Origin of the sequence: Actinomadura soli (genome assembly GCF_005889715.1) — a bacterium.
Classification (GTDB): Bacteria; Actinomycetota; Actinomycetes; order Streptosporangiales; family Streptosporangiaceae; genus Spirillospora; species Spirillospora soli.
The window spans coordinates 20,182-36,416 of record NZ_VCKW01000022.1 but is presented as its reverse complement, the minus strand read 5'-3'; the positions used below and the strand labels follow the sequence as shown (position 1 = coordinate 36,416).

General features: G+C 73.4%; 17 protein-coding genes. 13 read left to right on the top strand and 4 right to left on the bottom strand.

The features are described from left to right. Nucleotides 1–25 precede the first annotated feature (25 nt). The 3 genes from ETD83_RS06595 to aroQ are packed head-to-tail and all read left to right on the top strand — an operon-like array spanning nt 26 to nt 2,063. Nucleotides 26–541: a shikimate kinase gene (locus ETD83_RS06595; protein ID WP_205717521.1), complete on the top strand. Its 516-nt coding sequence runs from the start codon at nt 26–28 to the stop codon at nt 539–541. Further along, nucleotides 538–1,611 carry a 3-dehydroquinate synthase gene (gene aroB, locus ETD83_RS06590; protein ID WP_138644152.1) on the top strand — a complete coding sequence of 358 codons (1,074 nt, stop codon included), beginning with the start codon at nt 538–540 and terminating at the stop codon, nt 1,609–1,611. The genes ETD83_RS06595 and aroB overlap by 4 nt, the downstream gene beginning before the upstream one ends. After that, nucleotides 1,608–2,063 (top strand): type II 3-dehydroquinate dehydratase, encoded by a 456-nt coding sequence (gene aroQ / locus ETD83_RS06585; RefSeq protein WP_138644151.1) that lies wholly within the window; start codon nt 1,608–1,610, stop codon nt 2,061–2,063. Before aroB ends, aroQ begins: the two co-directional genes overlap by 4 nt. Here the strand turns inward: aroQ and ETD83_RS06580 are convergent. Further along, nucleotides 2,060–2,635, bottom strand: a complete 576-nt coding sequence (locus tag ETD83_RS06580; protein ID WP_138644150.1) for a TetR/AcrR family transcriptional regulator — start codon at nt 2,633–2,635, stop codon at nt 2,060–2,062. The two genes, aroQ and ETD83_RS06580, sit on opposite strands and share 4 nt — an antisense overlap. Nucleotides 2,636–2,739: 104 nt before the next feature. Here ETD83_RS06580 and ETD83_RS06575 point away from each other — a divergent pair, with 104 nt between their 5' ends. The 9 genes from ETD83_RS06575 (at nt 2,740) to ETD83_RS06535 (ending at nt 10,258) form a co-directional block, all read left to right on the top strand. Beyond that, a complete protein-coding gene (locus tag ETD83_RS06575; RefSeq protein ID WP_138644149.1) occupies nt 2,740–3,186 on the top strand; it encodes a PaaI family thioesterase in 447 nt (148 codons plus the stop codon). Nucleotides 3,187–3,228: 42 nt separating this feature from the next. After that, a complete protein-coding gene (locus tag ETD83_RS06570) occupies nt 3,229–3,894 on the top strand; it encodes an enoyl-CoA hydratase-related protein (protein WP_138644148.1) in 666 nt (221 codons plus the stop codon). Nucleotides 3,895–4,024: 130 nt separating this feature from the next. Further along, nucleotides 4,025–5,074 (top strand): LLM class F420-dependent oxidoreductase, encoded by a 1,050-nt coding sequence (locus tag ETD83_RS06565; RefSeq protein ID WP_138644172.1) that lies wholly within the window; start codon nt 4,025–4,027, stop codon nt 5,072–5,074. Between the two features lie 189 nt (nt 5,075–5,263). Further along, nucleotides 5,264–6,340, top strand: a complete 1,077-nt coding sequence (locus ETD83_RS06560) for a M24 family metallopeptidase (protein WP_138644147.1) — start codon at nt 5,264–5,266, stop codon at nt 6,338–6,340. Between the two features lie 30 nt (nt 6,341–6,370). Beyond that, nucleotides 6,371–6,928, top strand: coding sequence for an elongation factor P (gene efp, locus ETD83_RS06555; RefSeq protein WP_138644146.1), 558 nt, complete (start codon nt 6,371–6,373; stop codon nt 6,926–6,928). Nucleotides 6,929–6,932: 4 nt separating this feature from the next. After that, a complete protein-coding gene (gene nusB / locus ETD83_RS06550) occupies nt 6,933–7,349 on the top strand; it encodes a transcription antitermination factor NusB (RefSeq protein ID WP_138644145.1) in 417 nt (138 codons plus the stop codon). A gap of 271 nt (nt 7,350–7,620) precedes the next feature. Next, a complete protein-coding gene (locus ETD83_RS06545) occupies nt 7,621–8,403 on the top strand; it encodes a methyltransferase domain-containing protein (RefSeq protein ID WP_138644144.1) in 783 nt (260 codons plus the stop codon). A gap of 10 nt (nt 8,404–8,413) precedes the next feature. Further along, a complete protein-coding gene (locus tag ETD83_RS06540; RefSeq protein ID WP_138644143.1) occupies nt 8,414–9,676 on the top strand; it encodes a DNA polymerase IV in 1,263 nt (420 codons plus the stop codon). Between the two features lie 147 nt (nt 9,677–9,823). Beyond that, entirely contained in the window at nt 9,824–10,258 is a 435-nt protein-coding gene (locus ETD83_RS06535) for a DUF3040 domain-containing protein (protein WP_138644142.1), read from the top strand. 92 nt (nt 10,259–10,350) lie between these two features. On the opposite strand, the gene ETD83_RS06530 is transcribed toward ETD83_RS06535, so the two are convergent. Genes ETD83_RS06530 through ETD83_RS06520 form a run of 3 tightly spaced genes read right to left on the bottom strand, consistent with a single transcriptional unit; the run spans nt 10,351 to nt 15,164 of the window. Beyond that, nucleotides 10,351–12,855 carry a transglutaminaseTgpA domain-containing protein gene (locus tag ETD83_RS06530; RefSeq protein ID WP_230420727.1) on the bottom strand — a complete coding sequence of 835 codons (2,505 nt, stop codon included), beginning with the start codon at nt 12,853–12,855 and terminating at the stop codon, nt 10,351–10,353. Next, a complete protein-coding gene (locus ETD83_RS06525) occupies nt 12,852–14,150 on the bottom strand; it encodes a DUF58 domain-containing protein (protein ID WP_138644141.1) in 1,299 nt (432 codons plus the stop codon). The genes ETD83_RS06530 and ETD83_RS06525 overlap by 4 nt, the downstream gene beginning before the upstream one ends. Before the next feature lie 3 nt (nt 14,151–14,153). Further along, nucleotides 14,154–15,164: an AAA family ATPase gene (locus tag ETD83_RS06520; protein ID WP_138644170.1), complete on the bottom strand. Its 1,011-nt coding sequence runs from the start codon at nt 15,162–15,164 to the stop codon at nt 14,154–14,156. Between the two features lie 477 nt (nt 15,165–15,641). Here ETD83_RS06520 and mraZ point away from each other — a divergent pair, with 477 nt between their 5' ends. Beyond that, nucleotides 15,642–16,073, top strand: a complete 432-nt coding sequence (gene mraZ / locus ETD83_RS06515; RefSeq protein WP_131963293.1) for a division/cell wall cluster transcriptional repressor MraZ — start codon at nt 15,642–15,644, stop codon at nt 16,071–16,073. Nucleotides 16,074–16,235 lie beyond the last annotated feature (162 nt).

Here is a 16,235-nt window from a genome sequence, read left to right as displayed (position 1 = left end):
CTGGCGATCAAGTGAACTGGATCCGCTGACCATGCGACCGAAGGCAGTCATCATCGGCCCGCCCGGCTCGGGCAAGACCACGATCGGCGCCGCGCTCGCGGACCGGCTCGGCGTGCCGCTGCGCGACACCGACGCCGACGTCGAGTCCGCGGCGGGCAAGCCGATCGGCGAGATCTTCATCGACGACGGCGAGGAGCGCTTCCGCGAGCTGGAGCGCGCGGCCGTCGCGGCGGCGCTGGCCGGGCACGAGGGCGTCGTCGCGCTCGGCGGCGGCGCCGTCCTGGCGGCGGAGACGCAGGAGCTTCTCGGCGGGCACACCGTCGTCTACCTGCGGGTCGGGCTGTCGGAGGCGATCAAGCGGGTGGGGCTGGCGTCGGCGCGGCCGCTGCTCGTGCTGAACCCGCGCAGCCAGATGCGCAAGCTGCTGGAGGAGCGCCTGCCGATCTACGAGCGGCTCGGCACGATCGAGGTCGACACCGACGGCCGCGACCCCGCCGAGATCGTCGAGGAGATCGCGAAGGCGCTGGAAGGCGCGGCGTGACGCAGTCACGGGTGCGCGTGGGCGGCCCCGATCCCTACGACGTGGTCATCGGGACGGGCGTCCTCGGCGAGCTGCCCCGCATGGTCGGCTCCCGCGCGCGGACCGTCGCCGTCGTCCACGCCGAGGGCCTGCCGGAGATCGCCCGCCCCGTGTGCGGCGCGCTGGACCAGGCCGGATACACCGTCCACGCGCTGCCCGTCCCGGACGGGGAGGCGGCCAAGGAGACCGGGGTCCTCGCCGGGCTCTGGTCGTCGTTCGCCCGGCACGGCATGACCCGGACGGACGCCGTCGTCGGCGTCGGCGGCGGCGCGACCACCGACCTCGCCGGGTTCGCGGCGGCGTCGTGGCTGCGCGGCGTCCCGGCCGTGCTCGTCCCGACGACGCTGCTCGGCATGGTGGACGCGGCCGTCGGCGGCAAGACCGGCATCAACATCCCCGAGGGCAAGAACCTCGTCGGCGCGTTCCACCCGCCCGCCGGCGTGCTGTGCGAGCTGACCACGCTCGTCACGATGCCGCGCGAGGACTACATCAGCGGCCTCGCCGAGATCATCAAGGCCGGGTTCATCGCCGACCCGAAGATCCTTGAGCTGGTCGAGGACGACCCCGCGGGCGCCGCGTCCCCGGACGGCCCGCACACCCGCGAGCTGGTCGAACGCGCCGTCCAGGTGAAGGCGGACGTGGTGTCGGCCGACCTGAGGGAGGGCGGGCTCCGCGAGATCCTCAACTACGGGCACACGCTCGCGCACGCCATCGAGAAGGCCGAGGACTACCGCTTCCGGCACGGCCACGCCGTCGCCATCGGCATGGTGTACGCGGCCGAGCTGGCCCGCCTCGCCGGACGGCTGCCCGCCGACGTCGTCCGGCGGCACCGGGACGTCCTCACGTCCGTCGGCCTGCCGGTGTCCTACGCCGCCGACTGGCCGGGGCTGCGCGCCACGATGACCATCGACAAGAAGTCGCGGGGCTCGACGCTGCGGTTCGTCGTGCTGGACGGCCTCGCCGAACCCGGCAGCCTCGAAGGACCGGACGAGGACCTCCTCGCCGCCGCCTACCGGGAGGTCTCCCGATGACCACCCGCGTCCTCGTCCTGAACGGGCCGAACCTCCGCAGGCTCGGCGTCCGCGAACCCGACGTGTACGGGACGACGACCCTCGACGACATCGCCGCCCTGTGCCGCGACGCCGGCCGCCGCCTCGATCTGAGCGTCGAGGTCCGGCAGACCGACGACGAGGCCGAGATGCTGCGCTGGGTGCACGAGGCCGCCGACGGGCGCCTCCCGATGGTGGTGAACCCGGCGGCGTTCACGCACTACTCGTACGCGCTGCGGGACGCCCTCGCCCAGCGCACCGCGCCGCTCGTCGAGGTCCACATCTCGAACCCGGCCGCCCGCGAGGAGTTCCGCCACACCTCCGTCGTCGCGGGCGTCGCCACCGGGACGATCGCCGGATTCGGCGCGATGTCGTACGTCCTCGCCCTCCAGGCCATCGCCGACCTGATCGCCGAGGAGAAGCCCGGGGGCTAGGGCTCCTGGACGGCCTGGCGGGTCAGGTCCTTGAGTTCGGTGACGACGTCGTCCAGGGGGGCGACGTCGCGGTGGGCGCGGCACAGGATCGTGGCGCCCTCGACGGCGGCGACGATCAGGCGGGCCAGCCGGCCGGCGCGGTCGTCGGGGACGCCGGCGTTGCCGAGGCCGGTGGCGAGGGTGTCCCGCCAGCGGTCGAACGCCGCCGCCGCGGCCGCGGCGAGCTGCGGGGCGTCCTCGTGGCTCTCCACGGTGACGGCGACGACGGGGCACCCGGCGCGGAACTCGCTCCTGATCAGGACCTGCCGCCACCAGCCGGTGAAGGCGTCCACGGCGGACGCGGCGTCCCCGCCCTCGGTGGCCGCGAGGATCCCGGCGTTCAGGAAGTCGCCCGCGTAGCGCACGGCCTCCTCGGCGAGCTGCGCCTTGCCGTCCGGGAAGTGGTGGTAGATCGAACCGCGCGGCGCGCCGCTGTGCGCGATGACGTCGCGGAACCCGGTGCCGCTGTATCCGCGCTCGCGGAAGAGGTAGGCGGCGCTGCGCACCATGCGTTCCCGGCTGTCGGTCCCCATGCTCCGATTATGACATTCATCATAGGCAGTCCGCATTGACCATGACGTCCGTCATAGGAATCGTTGGCTATGACGGACGTCATACCGACCGGAAGGGGGCGGGCATGGGGACCACGGCCGGCCTTGCCCAGCTGAGGGAACTGCTCGACATGGGCATGGCGAAGGGGTACGGCATCGGCGCCCTGCTCGGCATGACGGCCGAGTCCCTGGAGCCCGGACGGGTGGTGTTCGCCCTCACGCCGCGCACCGACTTCAGCAACCCGCTGGGCATCGTCCACGGCGGCATCATGTCCACGCTGCTCGACTCGGCGATGGGCTGCGCCGTGCACACCGCGCTGCCGGACGGCGCGGCCTACACGACGCTGGAGCTGAGCGTGAACTTCGTCCGGCCGGTGCCGCTGGAGGGCGGGCGGCTGGTGTGCGAGGGCACGACCGTCCATGTCGGGCGCAAGCTCGCCACGGCCGAGGGGCGCGTCCTCAACGAGTCCGGCAAGCTCGTCGCGCACGGGACCACCACCTGCATGGTCTTCCCGCCCGCTACCCGCGAGTAAGGTCGTCCCGGGCACGGATGGGCACGGCAGAAGGAGACCTTCGTGATCGACCTCCAGCGCGACGGCGACGTGTACGTCCTGCGGTTCGACGCCGGCGAGAACCGCTTCGGCCCCGGGTTCCTCGACGCGGCCGGGGACGCGCTCGGCGCCGTCGAGAAGAACGAAGGGCCGGGCGCCCTCGTCACCGTGGGCACCGGCAAGTTCTACTCCAACGGCCTCGACCTCGACTGGCTCGGCGCCAACCAGGACCGGTTCGAGGACTACCTGCGCCGCGTGCACGGCCTCTACGCGCGGATCCTGGCACTGCCGATGCCCACCGTCGCGGCGCTCAACGGGCACGCGTTCGCCGGCGGCGCGATGCTCGCGCTCGCCCACGACTTCGCCGTCATGCGGACGGACCGCGGCTACTTCTGCCTCCCCGAGGTCGACCTCGGGATGAGCTTCACGCCCGGCATGGACGCGCTGATCCGGTCGCGCCTGCCGACGGTCACCGCGCACGAGGCGATGATCACCGGCCGCCGGTACACGGCGGCGGAGGCGCTGGCCGCCGGGATCGTCCGGCGCACCGCCGCCGAGGACGAGGTCCTGCCCGCCGCCGTCGAGCTGGCGGCGTCCCTGGCGGGCAAGGACGGCGGGGTCGTGGCGAAGATCCGCACCGCCATGTACCGGACGGCACTGGACGCCCTGAACGGCCCGGCCCTGGGCTGACCTTCGCCCCGCCCTTGGGCTGACCTCCGCGTCCGGCCCGTCCCGCCCTCCGGCGGCCCCAGGCGCGCCCGCGCGACGCCGGTAGGTTACCGTCGACTGGAATCAGATTCGGTTCATGGAGGGAACGCCGATGCGCATCGGGATGTCGATCAGCTATTCCGACGCCGGTTTCCGGCGGACGGTCGAGGAGCTGGCCGACTACGAGAAGGCCGGCCTCGACGTCGTGTTCGTCGCGGAGGCGTACAGCTTCGACGCGGTGAGCCAGCTCGGCTACATCGCCGCCAAGACCGAGCGGCTGGAGATCGCCTCCGGGATCATGCAGATCTACACCCGGACGCCGACCCTGACGGCGATGACCGCCGCCGGTCTCGACTTCGTCTCCGAGGGCCGGTTCACGCTCGGCATCGGCGCGTCCGGGCCGCAGGTCATCGAGGGCTTCCACGGCGTCCCCTACACCGCCCCCCTCGGCCGCACCCGCGAGATCATCGAGATCTGCCGGAAGGTGTGGCGGCGCGAGCGGCTCGAACACGACGGCAGGCACTACACGGTGCCGCTGCCCGCCGACCAGGGCACCGGGCTCGGCAAGCCGCTGAAGCTCATCAACCATCCCGTGCGCGCCGACATCCCGATCGTCGTCGCCGCGATCGGCCCGAAGAACGTCGAGCTGACCGCCGAGCTCGCCAACGGCTGGGAGCCGATCTTCTACATGCCGGAGAAGGCGAAGGACGTCTGGGGCGGGTCCCTCGCCGCCGGCGGGGCCCGCCGCGACCCGGCCCTCGGCGAGCTGGACGTCGTCGGGCAGGCCGCGCTCGCCATCGGCGACGACGTCCAGGGGTTCCTGGAGTTCGGACGCCCGATGGCCGCGCTCTACATCGGCGGCATGGGCGCCAAGGGCAGGAACTTCTACAACGACCTGGCCCGCCGGTACGGCTTCGAGAGGGAGGCGGAGGAGATCCAGGACCTCTACCTCGCGGGCAAGAAGGACGAGGCCGCCGCCAAGGTCCCGCACGAGCTGCTGGAGAAGATGTCGCTCATCGGCTCCGAGGGCCACGTCCGGGAGCGGCTCGCCGCGATGAAGGAGTCGGGGGTCACCACGCTGAACGTGTCGCCGATCGCGGGCGACCACAAGGGCCGCCTCGCGCTGATCGAGAAGGTCAAGGAGATGGCCGCCGACCTGTGAGGCCGCGCCCGGATGTGGCACGGGCGGTGCACGGGCGGCGTGCCGCAGGCGCCCCGGCACGCCGCCCACCGGGTGGCTCACACCGCCGATCACGCTAGACCGGCCCCGGGCAAAAGTCGAGGGTTGTTCATGTTTTGTGACCGGGACGACGGCCTCCCCGCCCGCCGGACCGTGATCTAGAGTCTGACCATGGGGGAGACGCATCTCGCGCGCCGCCGCAGGCTGGCCGCGCTCGTCGCCGGGAGCGACGCCGACGCCCTGCTGGTGACCCGGCTCGTCAACGTCCGCTACCTGACCGGCCTCGACAGCTCCCGGGCCGCGCTGCTCGTCCCGGCCGAGGGCCCGGCCGTGCTCGCCACCGACAGCCGGTACGCCGGGACGGCCGAACGGGTCTGCCCTGAGCTGCCCATCGTGGTCGGCAGGCTCGTGACGGAGTCCCTCACCGCGCGGGCCGCCGCGGACGGCCACCGCCGCCTCGGCTTCGAGGCCCACGACCTCACCGTCGAGCACCACACCACCCTCGCCGGGCAGGCCGAAGCCGAGCTGATCCCGCTCGGGCGCCTGGTCGAGGAGCTCCGCCTGGTCAAGGACGAGGAGGAGATCGCCCTCCTGCGGGAGGCGTGCGCCATCACCGACCGCGCGTTCGCGACCGTCCTCCCCGAGATCCGCGCCGGCGTCACCGAGCGGGCCGTCGCGATCGCGCTCGAACGCGCGATGGTGGACTTCGGGGCCGAGCGCCCCGCCTTCGAGTCGATCGTCGCGTCCGGGCCGAACGGCGCCGTCCCGCACCACCGCCCGAGCGGCCGCGAGCTCCAGCCCGGCGACCTCGTCACCATGGACTTCGGCGCCCTGTACGGCGGCTACCACGCCGACATGACCCGCACCGTCGCGATCGGCGAGCCCGCGGGCTGGCAGCGCGACGTCTACGACCTCGTCCACCGCGCCCAGCGAGCCGGGATCGGCGCGGCCGTGCCCGGCGCGGAGACCAAGGCCGTCGACGCCGCCGCCCGCGACGTCATCAAGGACGCCGGGCACGGCGGCGATTTCGGCCACGGGCTCGGGCACGGCGTCGGCCTGGAGATCCACGAGGCCCCGCTCATGGGGTACGACAAGACCGGTAAGCTGAGGGACCGGGTTCCGATCACGGCGGAGCCGGGGGTCTACCTCACCGGCCGCGGCGGGGTCCGCATCGAGGACACGCTCGTGGTCCGCCCCGGCGGCCCGGAGCTCCTCACGACAACCACCAAGGACCTGCTCGTCCTCTAGGCGCGCGGGCCGCGACGGGAGAACAACGCAGTGGCGACGACGAACGACCTGAAGAACGGCATGACGCTGAACCTCGACGGCCAGCTGTGGACCGTCCTGGAGTTCCAGCACGTCAAGCCCGGCAAGGGCGGCGCGTTCGTCCGCACCAAGCTCAAGAACATCCTGTCCGGCAAGGTGGTCGACAAGACGTTCAACGCCGGCACCAAGGTGGACGTCGCCAGCGTGGACAAGCGGGAGATGCAGTACCTCTACCGCGAGGGCGACGACTTCGTCTTCATGGACACCCAGACCTACGACCAGCCGCACATCCCGGCGGCCGTCGTCGGCGACGCCTCGAACTACCTGCTCCCCGAGCAGAACGCCACCATCGCCTTCAACGACGACAACCCGCTGTACATCGAACTGCCCGCCGCCGTCGTGCTGGAGATCACCGAGACCGAGCCCGGCCTGCAGGGCGACCGCTCCACCGGCGGCAGCAAGCCCGCCACCCTGGAGACCGGCGCGCAGATCCAGGTGCCGCTGTTCATCACCACCGGCGAGAAGGTCAAGGTCGACACCCGCTCCGGCGAGTACCTCGGCCGCGGCTGAGGCGATGAGCGCACGCACCAAGGCACGCAAACTCGCGCTCGACATCCTGTTCGCGGCGGAGCTGCGGGAGGAGCGGCCGACGGCGGTCCTCGCCGGGCGGGGCCGCCCCAACCAGGACGAGCTCGCCGAGTACCCGCACGCCGTCCGGCTGATCGAGGGCGTCCAGGAGCACCAGGAACGCGTCGACGAACTGCTCGCCACCTACGCGACCGGCTGGACGCTGGAGCGCATGCCGGTCGTCGACCGCAACATCCTGCGGATGGGCGCGTACGAGCTGCTGTGGGTCGACGACGTCCCCGACGGCGTCGCGGTCAGCGAGGCGGTCGCGCTGGCGACCGAACTGTCCACCGACGAGTCCCCCCGCTTCGTCAACGGCCTGCTCTCCCGCCTTCAGCAACTCAAGCCCTCCCTCTCCCTATAGGGTGACGGCACAGGTCACAGCGACCTCAGCCGCCACGCAACCCCGCAACAATCCAACCGTCGCGATCGCGACCGAAGGCAGTTTCGAGCGGAGCAAGAAACTGATCGCGCAGCGAGCCGCCAGGCGAGTCGGAGCGATGCAGCGATCGCACGCGGTGCCCGACGACGGAGGCCCTCCAGGGCCGAAGGAGAAGGGCACTGCGATAGGCACAGCAGCGCTCGCACCGCGTTTCTCGACGATGGAGGCTCGGCAGGGCCGAAGGAGGAGAGAAATGCCCATGAAGCACAGCCGCGTGCGCAGCGCGGTTCTGTGGGACGCGTTGCGCGCCGTCCTCGACCGGACCGCGCCCGAGGCGGGGCCGAGCGAGGTCGTGGACGTCGGCGGCGGCACCGGCGGCTTCGCCGTGCCGCTCGCCGAGCTCGGCCACCGGGTCACCGTCGTCGACGCCAACCCCGACGCGCTCGCCGCGCTGGAACGCCGCGCCGCCGAGTCCGGGGTGAGGGTCCGCGCGGTGCAGGGCGACGCCGTCGACCTGCCCGACCTGCTCGGCCCGGCCGCCGCCGACCTCGTGCTGTGCCACAGCGTCCTCGAGTACGTGGACGACCCCGGCGCGGCGATGGCCGCGATGGCCGGGACCGTCCGCCCGGGCGGCTCGGTCAGCGTCCTCGCCGCCGGGCAGATCGCCGCCGCGCTGCACCGCGCGCTCGCCGGGCACTTCGACGACGCCCGCCAGGTGCTGACGGGGACGTCCGGACGGTGGGGCGAGGGCGACCGGATGCCCCGCCGGTTCACCCGGGAGACGTTGTCGGCGCTGGTGCGCGGCTCCGGCCTGCGGGTCGCTGAGCTGCACGGCGTCCGGATCTTCACCGACCTGGTGCCGTCCGGGATGCTGGACGGCGACGCGGGCTCCACCGACGCCATGATCGCGCTGGAGTCGGTCGCGGCCGTCCACCCCGTCCTGCGTGACCTCGCCACCCAGCTGCACCTGGTGGCGGACCACGGCCCTTCCGCAGGTCTGGGGGGTCGTTCCCCCAGAGGGCACACGGCCGGGTAAGAACGAACCCGTGAGCCGCAAACAGCAGCTGCACCGGCCGGGGCCGCAGCCCGGTCCGCCCGCCGACGACACCGGCTGCCACATCCTGCACGTCGACATGGACGCCTTCTTCGTCAGCGTCGAGCTGCTGGAGCGGCCCGAGCTGCGCGGACGCCCCGTCGTCGTCGGCGGGGCCGGGCCGCGCGGCGTCGTGTCCGCGGCGTCCTACGAGGCCCGCGCGTTCGGCGTGCACTCGGCGATGCCGATGACCCGGGCGCGGCGGCTGTGCCCGCAGGCCGTCGTGCTGCCGGTGAGCCACGGCAAGTACTCCCGCGTGTCCGCGGCCGTGTTCGAGCTCTTCCGGTCCGTCACGCCGCTGGTCGAGGGCCTGTCGCTGGACGAGGCGTTCCTGGACGTGGCGGGCGCCGGACGGCGGCTCGGCCGTCCCGCCGAGATCGCGCGGCTCGTCCGCGAGCAGGTCAGCGCCCAGCAGGGCATCACCTGCTCGGTCGGCGTCGCGAGCACCAAGTTCGTCGCGAAGCTGGCCTCGACGCGGTGCAAGCCCGACGGGCTGCACGTCGTCCCCGCGGACGGCGCCGTCGATTTCCTGCACCCGCTGCCCGTCGCGTCCCTCTGGGGCGTCGGGGAGCGGACGGAGCAGACCCTGACCCGGCTCGGCCTGCGGACCGTCGGCCAGCTCGCCCAGGTGCCGCTGAGCACGCTCCAGCGCGAGCTGGGCAACGCGGTGGGCGCCCACCTGCACGAGCTGGCCTGGGGACGCGACCCGCGCGAGGTCGTCCCGCACACGCCCGACAAGAGCATCGGCGCCGAGGAGACGTTCGACACCGACGTGGACGACCCCGCGGTCATCCGCCGCGAGCTGCTGCGGCTGGCGGAGCGGGTCGGCGCCCGCCTGCGCGCGAGCGGGAACGCAGGCCGGACGGTCACCGTCAAACTCCGGATGGCGAACTTCAAGACGATCACGCGGGCGCGCACGCTGGCCGAACCCACCGACCTCGCTCGTGTGATCTATGTCACAGCCCGTGAGCTCTATGAGGGGGCCGGGCTGGAACGGGTACGACTCCGGTTGGTCGGGGTCCGGGTGGAGAACCTGGGTCCCGCCGGCGCGGCCCCCCGCCAGCTCGCCTTCGACGAGCCGGAACGCGGTTGGCGTGAGGCCGAGCGAGCCATGGACCAGGTCGCGCACCGGTTCGGCCGCGGCGCGGTCCGCCCCGCCGCGCTGGTCCGGCGCGAGGACGGCGACGGACGTGACGGCAGGGACGGAACACAATGAAAGAAGGCTGTGGGGTGACCGGTGCCGGGCCCTTGAGGGGCCGTCTGCTTTCGTGTACGGCACAGTGCTCGTATTCTGGGCATATCACCGTTGAGGTTCGCGTCCTGCATCGGACTCCCCGCCGCGGGGCTGTCGTTGGGAGGTGCCGTGCCGCTCTCTGAGCACGAGCAGCGCATGCTCGAACAGATCGAATCGGCCTTGTACGCCGAGGATCCGAAGTTCGCTCACGCGGTTCGCTCGACCAGCCCACAGGTCCACTACAAGCGCCGGATCGTCAAGGCGGCCTTCGGGTTCGTCGTCGGGGTCGGCGCGCTGATGGCCGGCCTCGTGATCAACGAGGGCACGGTCACCATCGCGGTGAGCGTCACCGGCTTCCTGCTGATGGTGGTGTGCTGCGTCTGGGCGCTGACGAGCTGGAAGCGCATGACCGGCATCGGCAACGAGTCGGCGCGCGCCGCCGGGCAGCCGGGACAACCCGGGCAGCCTGGGCAGCCCCGGCAGCCCAGGCAGTCGAAACCGGCCAAGGCGGGGTTCATGGAGCGCATGGAAGAGCGCTGGCGCCGCAGGACCGAAGGCGACTGATCCCCTCCTGAACGTCCCGGCCGTACGCGGGTGACCGCCCGCGCGGGCCGGGACGAACGCGTATCCGGGGCGTGCAGGCGGTGCGCCGGCGCCTACTTGCGGCGGAGGCGGGCGGGCAGCTCGTTCAGGCGGGCGGTCGCGTCCAGCGCGCGGTTCCCGGCCGACTGGAGCGTGTCCCAGGTCTGCGCCATCGTCGACGGCGGCAGCAGCCGGGCGCGCCAGCGGGCCCCGCGGCCCACGGACGCGGCGAACGCCTCGCGGACCGTCCGGACGTCCGCGCGGAGCCGCTCCGGCGGCTCGGGGGAGCGCGACAGGGCGTAGCGGGCCAGCTCCTCGGCGCGGGCGATCCGCGCGAGGGCCTGCGCGCCCTCCGCGTCCAGCTCCAGCAGTTCGCCGAGCCGGCGCGCGGTGGCGCGCGGGGAGTCGCTCGCCCGCCATTCGAGGCCGTGGTCGAGCGCGTCCGCCCGCATCTCCCGCCACGCGGCGTGCGCGGCGCCGGCGGGATCGGCCGCCGCCGCCCGGACGACCGCGCCGGGCGACGACCCCGGCCGTGCCCCCGCCCGTGCCCCGGGACGTGTCCGGGACGCCGGGCCGGGCCGCGGGATCAGCGCCGCCCAGCGGCGCCGCCGGGTGAACGTCCGCAGCGCCATCGGGACGGCCAGCAGCAGCAGGACCAGCACCGCGCCCGCCAGCCACGGCGCCGCGGAGAACCCGCCGTCCTCGTCGCCCTGCGCGGCGGCGCCGCCGGTCTCGCCCGTGTCGTTGCGGCCCCGGGCGGACGGCTGAGGCGCGGGGCCCCCGTTGTCGGCGGGCGACGAGGACTCCGGCGCGGGCTCGCTCTCGCTCCCCTCACCGCCCCCGCCGGTGGTCTCCGGGAGGGTGTACTCGGGGGTGGCGGCGGTGCCCTGCCCGCCCGCGCCCGACGGCGTCGGCTCGAAGCGCACCCATCCGGTCCCCTCGAAGTACAGCTCGGGCCAGGCGTGCGCGTCCCGCGACCGGACGACCCACTGCCCCGGCCTGACCTCGCTGCCCGACGTGTAGCCCATCGCCACGCGGGACGGGATGCCGAGGATCCGGGCCATCAGCGCCATCGAGGCGGCGAACTGCTCGCAGTAGCCGCGCTTGCTGTGCAGCAGGAAGTCGACCAGGTCGCTGCCGTGCTTCGGCGCCGGCGCGGACAGGTCGTAGGTGAACCCGCCCGACAGGGTGAACCAGCGCTGCAGCCGCACCGCCTGCGCCAGCGTCGTCGCCGACCCGGCCGTGACCTGCTCCGCGAGCTGCTTGACCTCCCGCGGGACGTTCTTCGGCACCGCCGTGTAGCGCGACACGATGTCGGCCGGGTGGTTGCCCGCCGCGGCGAGCTGCCCGATCGTCGGCTCCGCGCGCCGGCTCGTGACGGTGTAGGCGCGCCCGTCCGCGGAGTCGCGCAGCGAGTAGATCATCAGGGAGCGGGTGTCCACCCGCCAGTCGCCGCTGATCGACACCTCGGACGGCGCGTACGGCACCGGCAGGAACGACATGTCCCTGACCTCGGGACGCACCCGGACCCTCGTCGTCACCTCCCGGGAGGACGCGACCGACAGCCCTGGCGGCGGCGGGAGCTCGCGCTCGTCGAGGCGGTCCCTGGGGTGGCTGTCGAGCTGCGTGTAGGTCCACCGGTCGCCCTCGAACTTGTCGAGGGCGTACAGGCGCAGGTAGTCGGGCGCCTCCGGGTCGTTCGTCCGGTAGGTGAGGACGACCGAGTCGTCCAGCCGGGTCAGCTCCCGTTTCAGGCTCACCAGCGGGTCGGGGGTCGTCACCGTCTGCGTGCCGCCGTTGCCGTCGCCGCCGAGGCCGAACATGCCGCGCGGCTGCAGCCCGGGCACGGCCGCCGGCACCAGCACCGCGATCGCCACCGCGCCCGCCGCGATACGGCGCCCGGACGCCACCAGCGCCGCAGCGTCGGGCAGCGCGGACCCCTCGTCCGGGCGGGGGTCGGCGCCCGCCAGCGGCACCTCCCGCTGCCGGAACGAGGAGACCGTCCGGCCCCAGCCGCCGACCTGCTCGCGGGCGTCGGCCATCAGCAGCGCGAGGAAGCCGAGCGCGCCGACGCCGAACGCCAGCCAGCTGACGCCGTCCTCGCGGACCGCCGCGGGCACGCTGTACATGGCGAGCAGCGGCAGCCCGGCCGGGGCGGCGCGGCGCATCCGCACGGCCAGCAGGTCGACGAGGACGGCGACCAGCCCGATCCCCGCGGCGGTCATCAGCTCGATCCCCGGCAGCACCGGGACGGGCGCCGCGTACCGGTTGGCCGCCCGCCAGCCGCTCTCGGACAGGTCGCCGAGGTGCCCCACCGACTCCGGTGACGGGATGGTCCCCAGCCACGCCGCGTCGGACGCGTACACCAGGTTCAGGTACAGCAGGAGGCCGGCCAGGCCGAACAGCAGGTTCACCACCGCCGGCAGCCGCAGCCGCCGCGCGAGCACGCCCGCGCCGGCGACGGCGAGCACCGCGCCCAGCCCGGCCCAGAACCAGCCGCCCGACTCGAACAGCGGGTAGAGGCCGATCGAGCCGGCGAGCGTCGCCAGCCCCGCCATGACCGTCATCCGGATCCTCATGCGCCGTCCCTGACGAAGTCGTCGCCGGTCTGCCCGGTCCGCGCCCACGCCCCGGCCAGCTCCGCCGCCGACCGGACGATCACCACCCGCCAGCCGCCCGCCCGCAGCAGCGCGGCCGCCCGCTCGGCGGCCGTGCCGGTCGGCTCCGGCCCGGTTCCTCCGGGCGCCCCGCCCGTGGCGCGCCCGCGTCCGAGGACGAGCACCGCGACGCAGGTCCCGGTGCCGCGCCGGACGGCCGCGAGCGAGCGCGCCTCGTCCTCGGACAGGACGCCGAACACCCCGATGACCAGCCCGTCGCCCTCCCGCGTCGCGCCGGCCCGGCCGCGCAGGGCCGAAAGGCCCGGCGACAGCGTGCGCTCCTTGGACCGGCGGGCCACCGCCAGCGCGTCGAGCAGCAGCCCCTCGAACGTCTCGTCGGCCCGCGCGGCCGGCAGCGCCTCGCCCCCGTCGGTGACGTAGCGCAGGTTCATGCCCGTCCGGACCAGGTGCACCCCGATCGACGCGGTCGCCGACACGGCCTGCTCGAACGTGCCGCCGGGGCCGTCGCCCCAGTGCGCGGCGCGGCGGGTGTCGAGGAACAGCGTCCCGCTGCTCTGGAAGTGCTGCTCCTCGCGCCGCACCATCAGCTCGCCGTGCCGGGCGGTGGAGCGCCAGTGGACGCGGCGCAGGTCGTCGCCGTGCCGGTACTCGCGCGGCGTCACGTCGTCCTCGCCCGCCGCGGACACCGCCCGGGCGACGCTGTCACCGCCGCCCGTCCACGCGCCCGACAGCCGCGCCGACGGCAGCGGGTGGATCGTCGGCGTCACCGTCAGCGTGTCCGACAGGCTGAAGGAGCGGACCAGCTCGACCATCCCGAACGGGTCGGCGAGCCGGACGGTCAGCGGCCCCACCCGGAAGCGCCCGCGCACGTCGGATCGGATCCGGTAGCCGAGCTGGCGCTTCCCGTGCGACTCGATCCGGTCGAGGACGAACCGCGCCCGCCCGCCGAGCGCGTACGGGACCCGGTCCTCCACCATCAGCAGCCCGCTCGGCAGCCGCGACACGTTCTCCAGCCGCAGGTCGACGCGCGCCTCCTGGCCGACCGGCAGCCGCGGCGGGTCGAGCCGCCGCGCGCACGCCAGCCGGTAGCGGGTGCGCGACACCGCGAGCGTGCACAGCAGCGGGAGGGCCAGCACCAGCACTCCGGCGCGCAGCAGGTCGCGCTCGCCGAGGACGAACGCGCACACGATCGCGGTCGCGCCGGCGGCCACGAAGGACCGCCCGCGCGTGGTGAGGCCGGCAAGCGCGCGTCTCAACGGTCACTTCCCGTGGGACGGCACCGGCAGTCGTCTCACCAGGTCCGCCACGACCTGCTCGGGACGCCGCCGGTCCACCTGGGCCTCCGCGGTCGGCAGCAGCCGGTGGGCGAGGACGGGGACCGCGAGGTCCTGCAGGTCGTCGGGGACGACGTAGTCGCGGTCGTCGAGCGCCGCGTACGCCCGCGCCGCCCGCACCAGGTGCAGCGTCGCCCGCGGCGAGGCGCCGAGCCGCAGGTCGGGATGGCTCCGGGTCGCGGCGACCAGCTCGATCGCGTACTGCCGCACCGCCGCGGACACGTGCTGGCGGCGCACCACGTCGATGAGGCCGCGGACGTCGGCCGCGTGCGCGACGGGGGTGAGCCGGTCGAGCGGGGACGTCTCCCCGTGCGTCTCCAGCATCTCCAGCTCGGCCGCCGGGTCGGGGTAGCCCATCGAGATGCGGGCGGTGAACCGGTCGCGCTGGGCCTCCGGCAGCGGGTAGGTCCCCTCCATCTCCACCGGGTTCTGGGTGGAGATCACCATGAACGGCGGCTCCAGCGTGTAGGTGGTGCCGTCCACCGTGACCTGGCGCTCCTCCATGCACTCCAGCAGCGCGGACTGCGTCTTCGGGGACGCGCGGTTGATCTCGTCGCCGACCACGATGTTGGCGAACACCGGGCCCGGCTTGAACTCGAACTCGCGCAGCTCCTGGTTGTAGGCGCTGACCCCGGTGATGTCGCTGGGCAGCAGGTCGGGCGTGAACTGCACGCGCCGCACCGAGCAGTCGACCGAGCGTGCGAGCGCCTTCGCGAGCATCGTCTTGCCGACGCCGGGGACGTCCTCGATCAGGAGGTGACCCTCGGCCAGCAGCACCGTCAGGGCGAGCCGCACCACCGAGGGCTTGCCCTCGATCACCGACTCCACCGCGTCCCGGATCTTGTTCGCGACGTGCGCGAGACCGTCGAGGCCGGGATCGGACGCCTCCCCGCCGCCGTGCCGGGCCGGGTGGGATGCCGGGGGGTCGGTCTCCATGAACGACTCGCCGTGCGTTCCTACTGCCACCAAACCCTCCTCAGCCGTCCGGCCGCGCGGTGTGCTGGCCCCTCAATCGGAGCCCGGTCCTTTCGCGCGCCGGTGCGGCGCTCTTTGCGTCCGCCCAAACGACAGTACGTCGTCGGGCGGCGCGCCGCGATGTTCATGGTGAACGCGAGCCCATTGTGCTCCACGGGATCGGCATCCTGACCCGCCGCGGCGCACCACTTCTCTCCACCTGGCCCCTTCCATCTCCCCGTCACCCGGGAGGAGATCGCCGGGACGCCGTTTCCCGCGCCGCGGCGCGCGGAGCGGGCGCCGTGCGCCCCCACTCCGCCCCACCCCCTCTGAACTGGGAATTCGTCCGCCGAATCGGCCTCTGGAACGTGTTTTTATTGTTGACGGTGGGGAAGAGTGGAGTAGAGTGGGGCGCCGTGGGGAGCAGGTGCGCCCCATGCGGCGCGGGAGGTGGGGCCGGTGTTCCTCGGCACCCATTCGCCGCGCCTCGACGACAAGGGACGGCTGTTCCTGCCGGCGAAATATCGCGAGGAGCTGTCGGGGGGATTGGTGATCACGAAGGGCCAGGAACGCTGCCTGTACGTCTTCCCCATGGCGGAGTTCCAGCGGATAACCGAGGCTCTGCGTGCCGCACCGGTCACCGAGAAGGCCGTGCGCGGCTACAGCAGGGTCTTCTTCGCCAGTGCTTCCGACGAGGTCCCCGACAAGCAGGGCCGCGTCACCATACCTCCGCCGCTCCGCAAGTACGCGGGGCTCACCCGCGACTGCACGGTCATCGGCGCCAACACGCGACTCGAGATCTGGGACGCGCAGGCGTGGGAGACCTACCTGGAGCAGGAGGAGGAGACGTTCTCCGACGTCTCGGAGGAGGTGTTGCCAGGGATCCTCTGAGATCAGACTCGCCGGTCCGATGACCGGCTATGGCCCACGTTCGGCCAGGTCTCCAGCCGCTCTCCGAGCCAGCTGGCGCAGCTTCCCCGGCGCCAGACGGCGACCCCCCGCGTTACGGCGCGGTGATCTTCCTCTAGGGCAGCGGATGGGGACCTGGCCGGG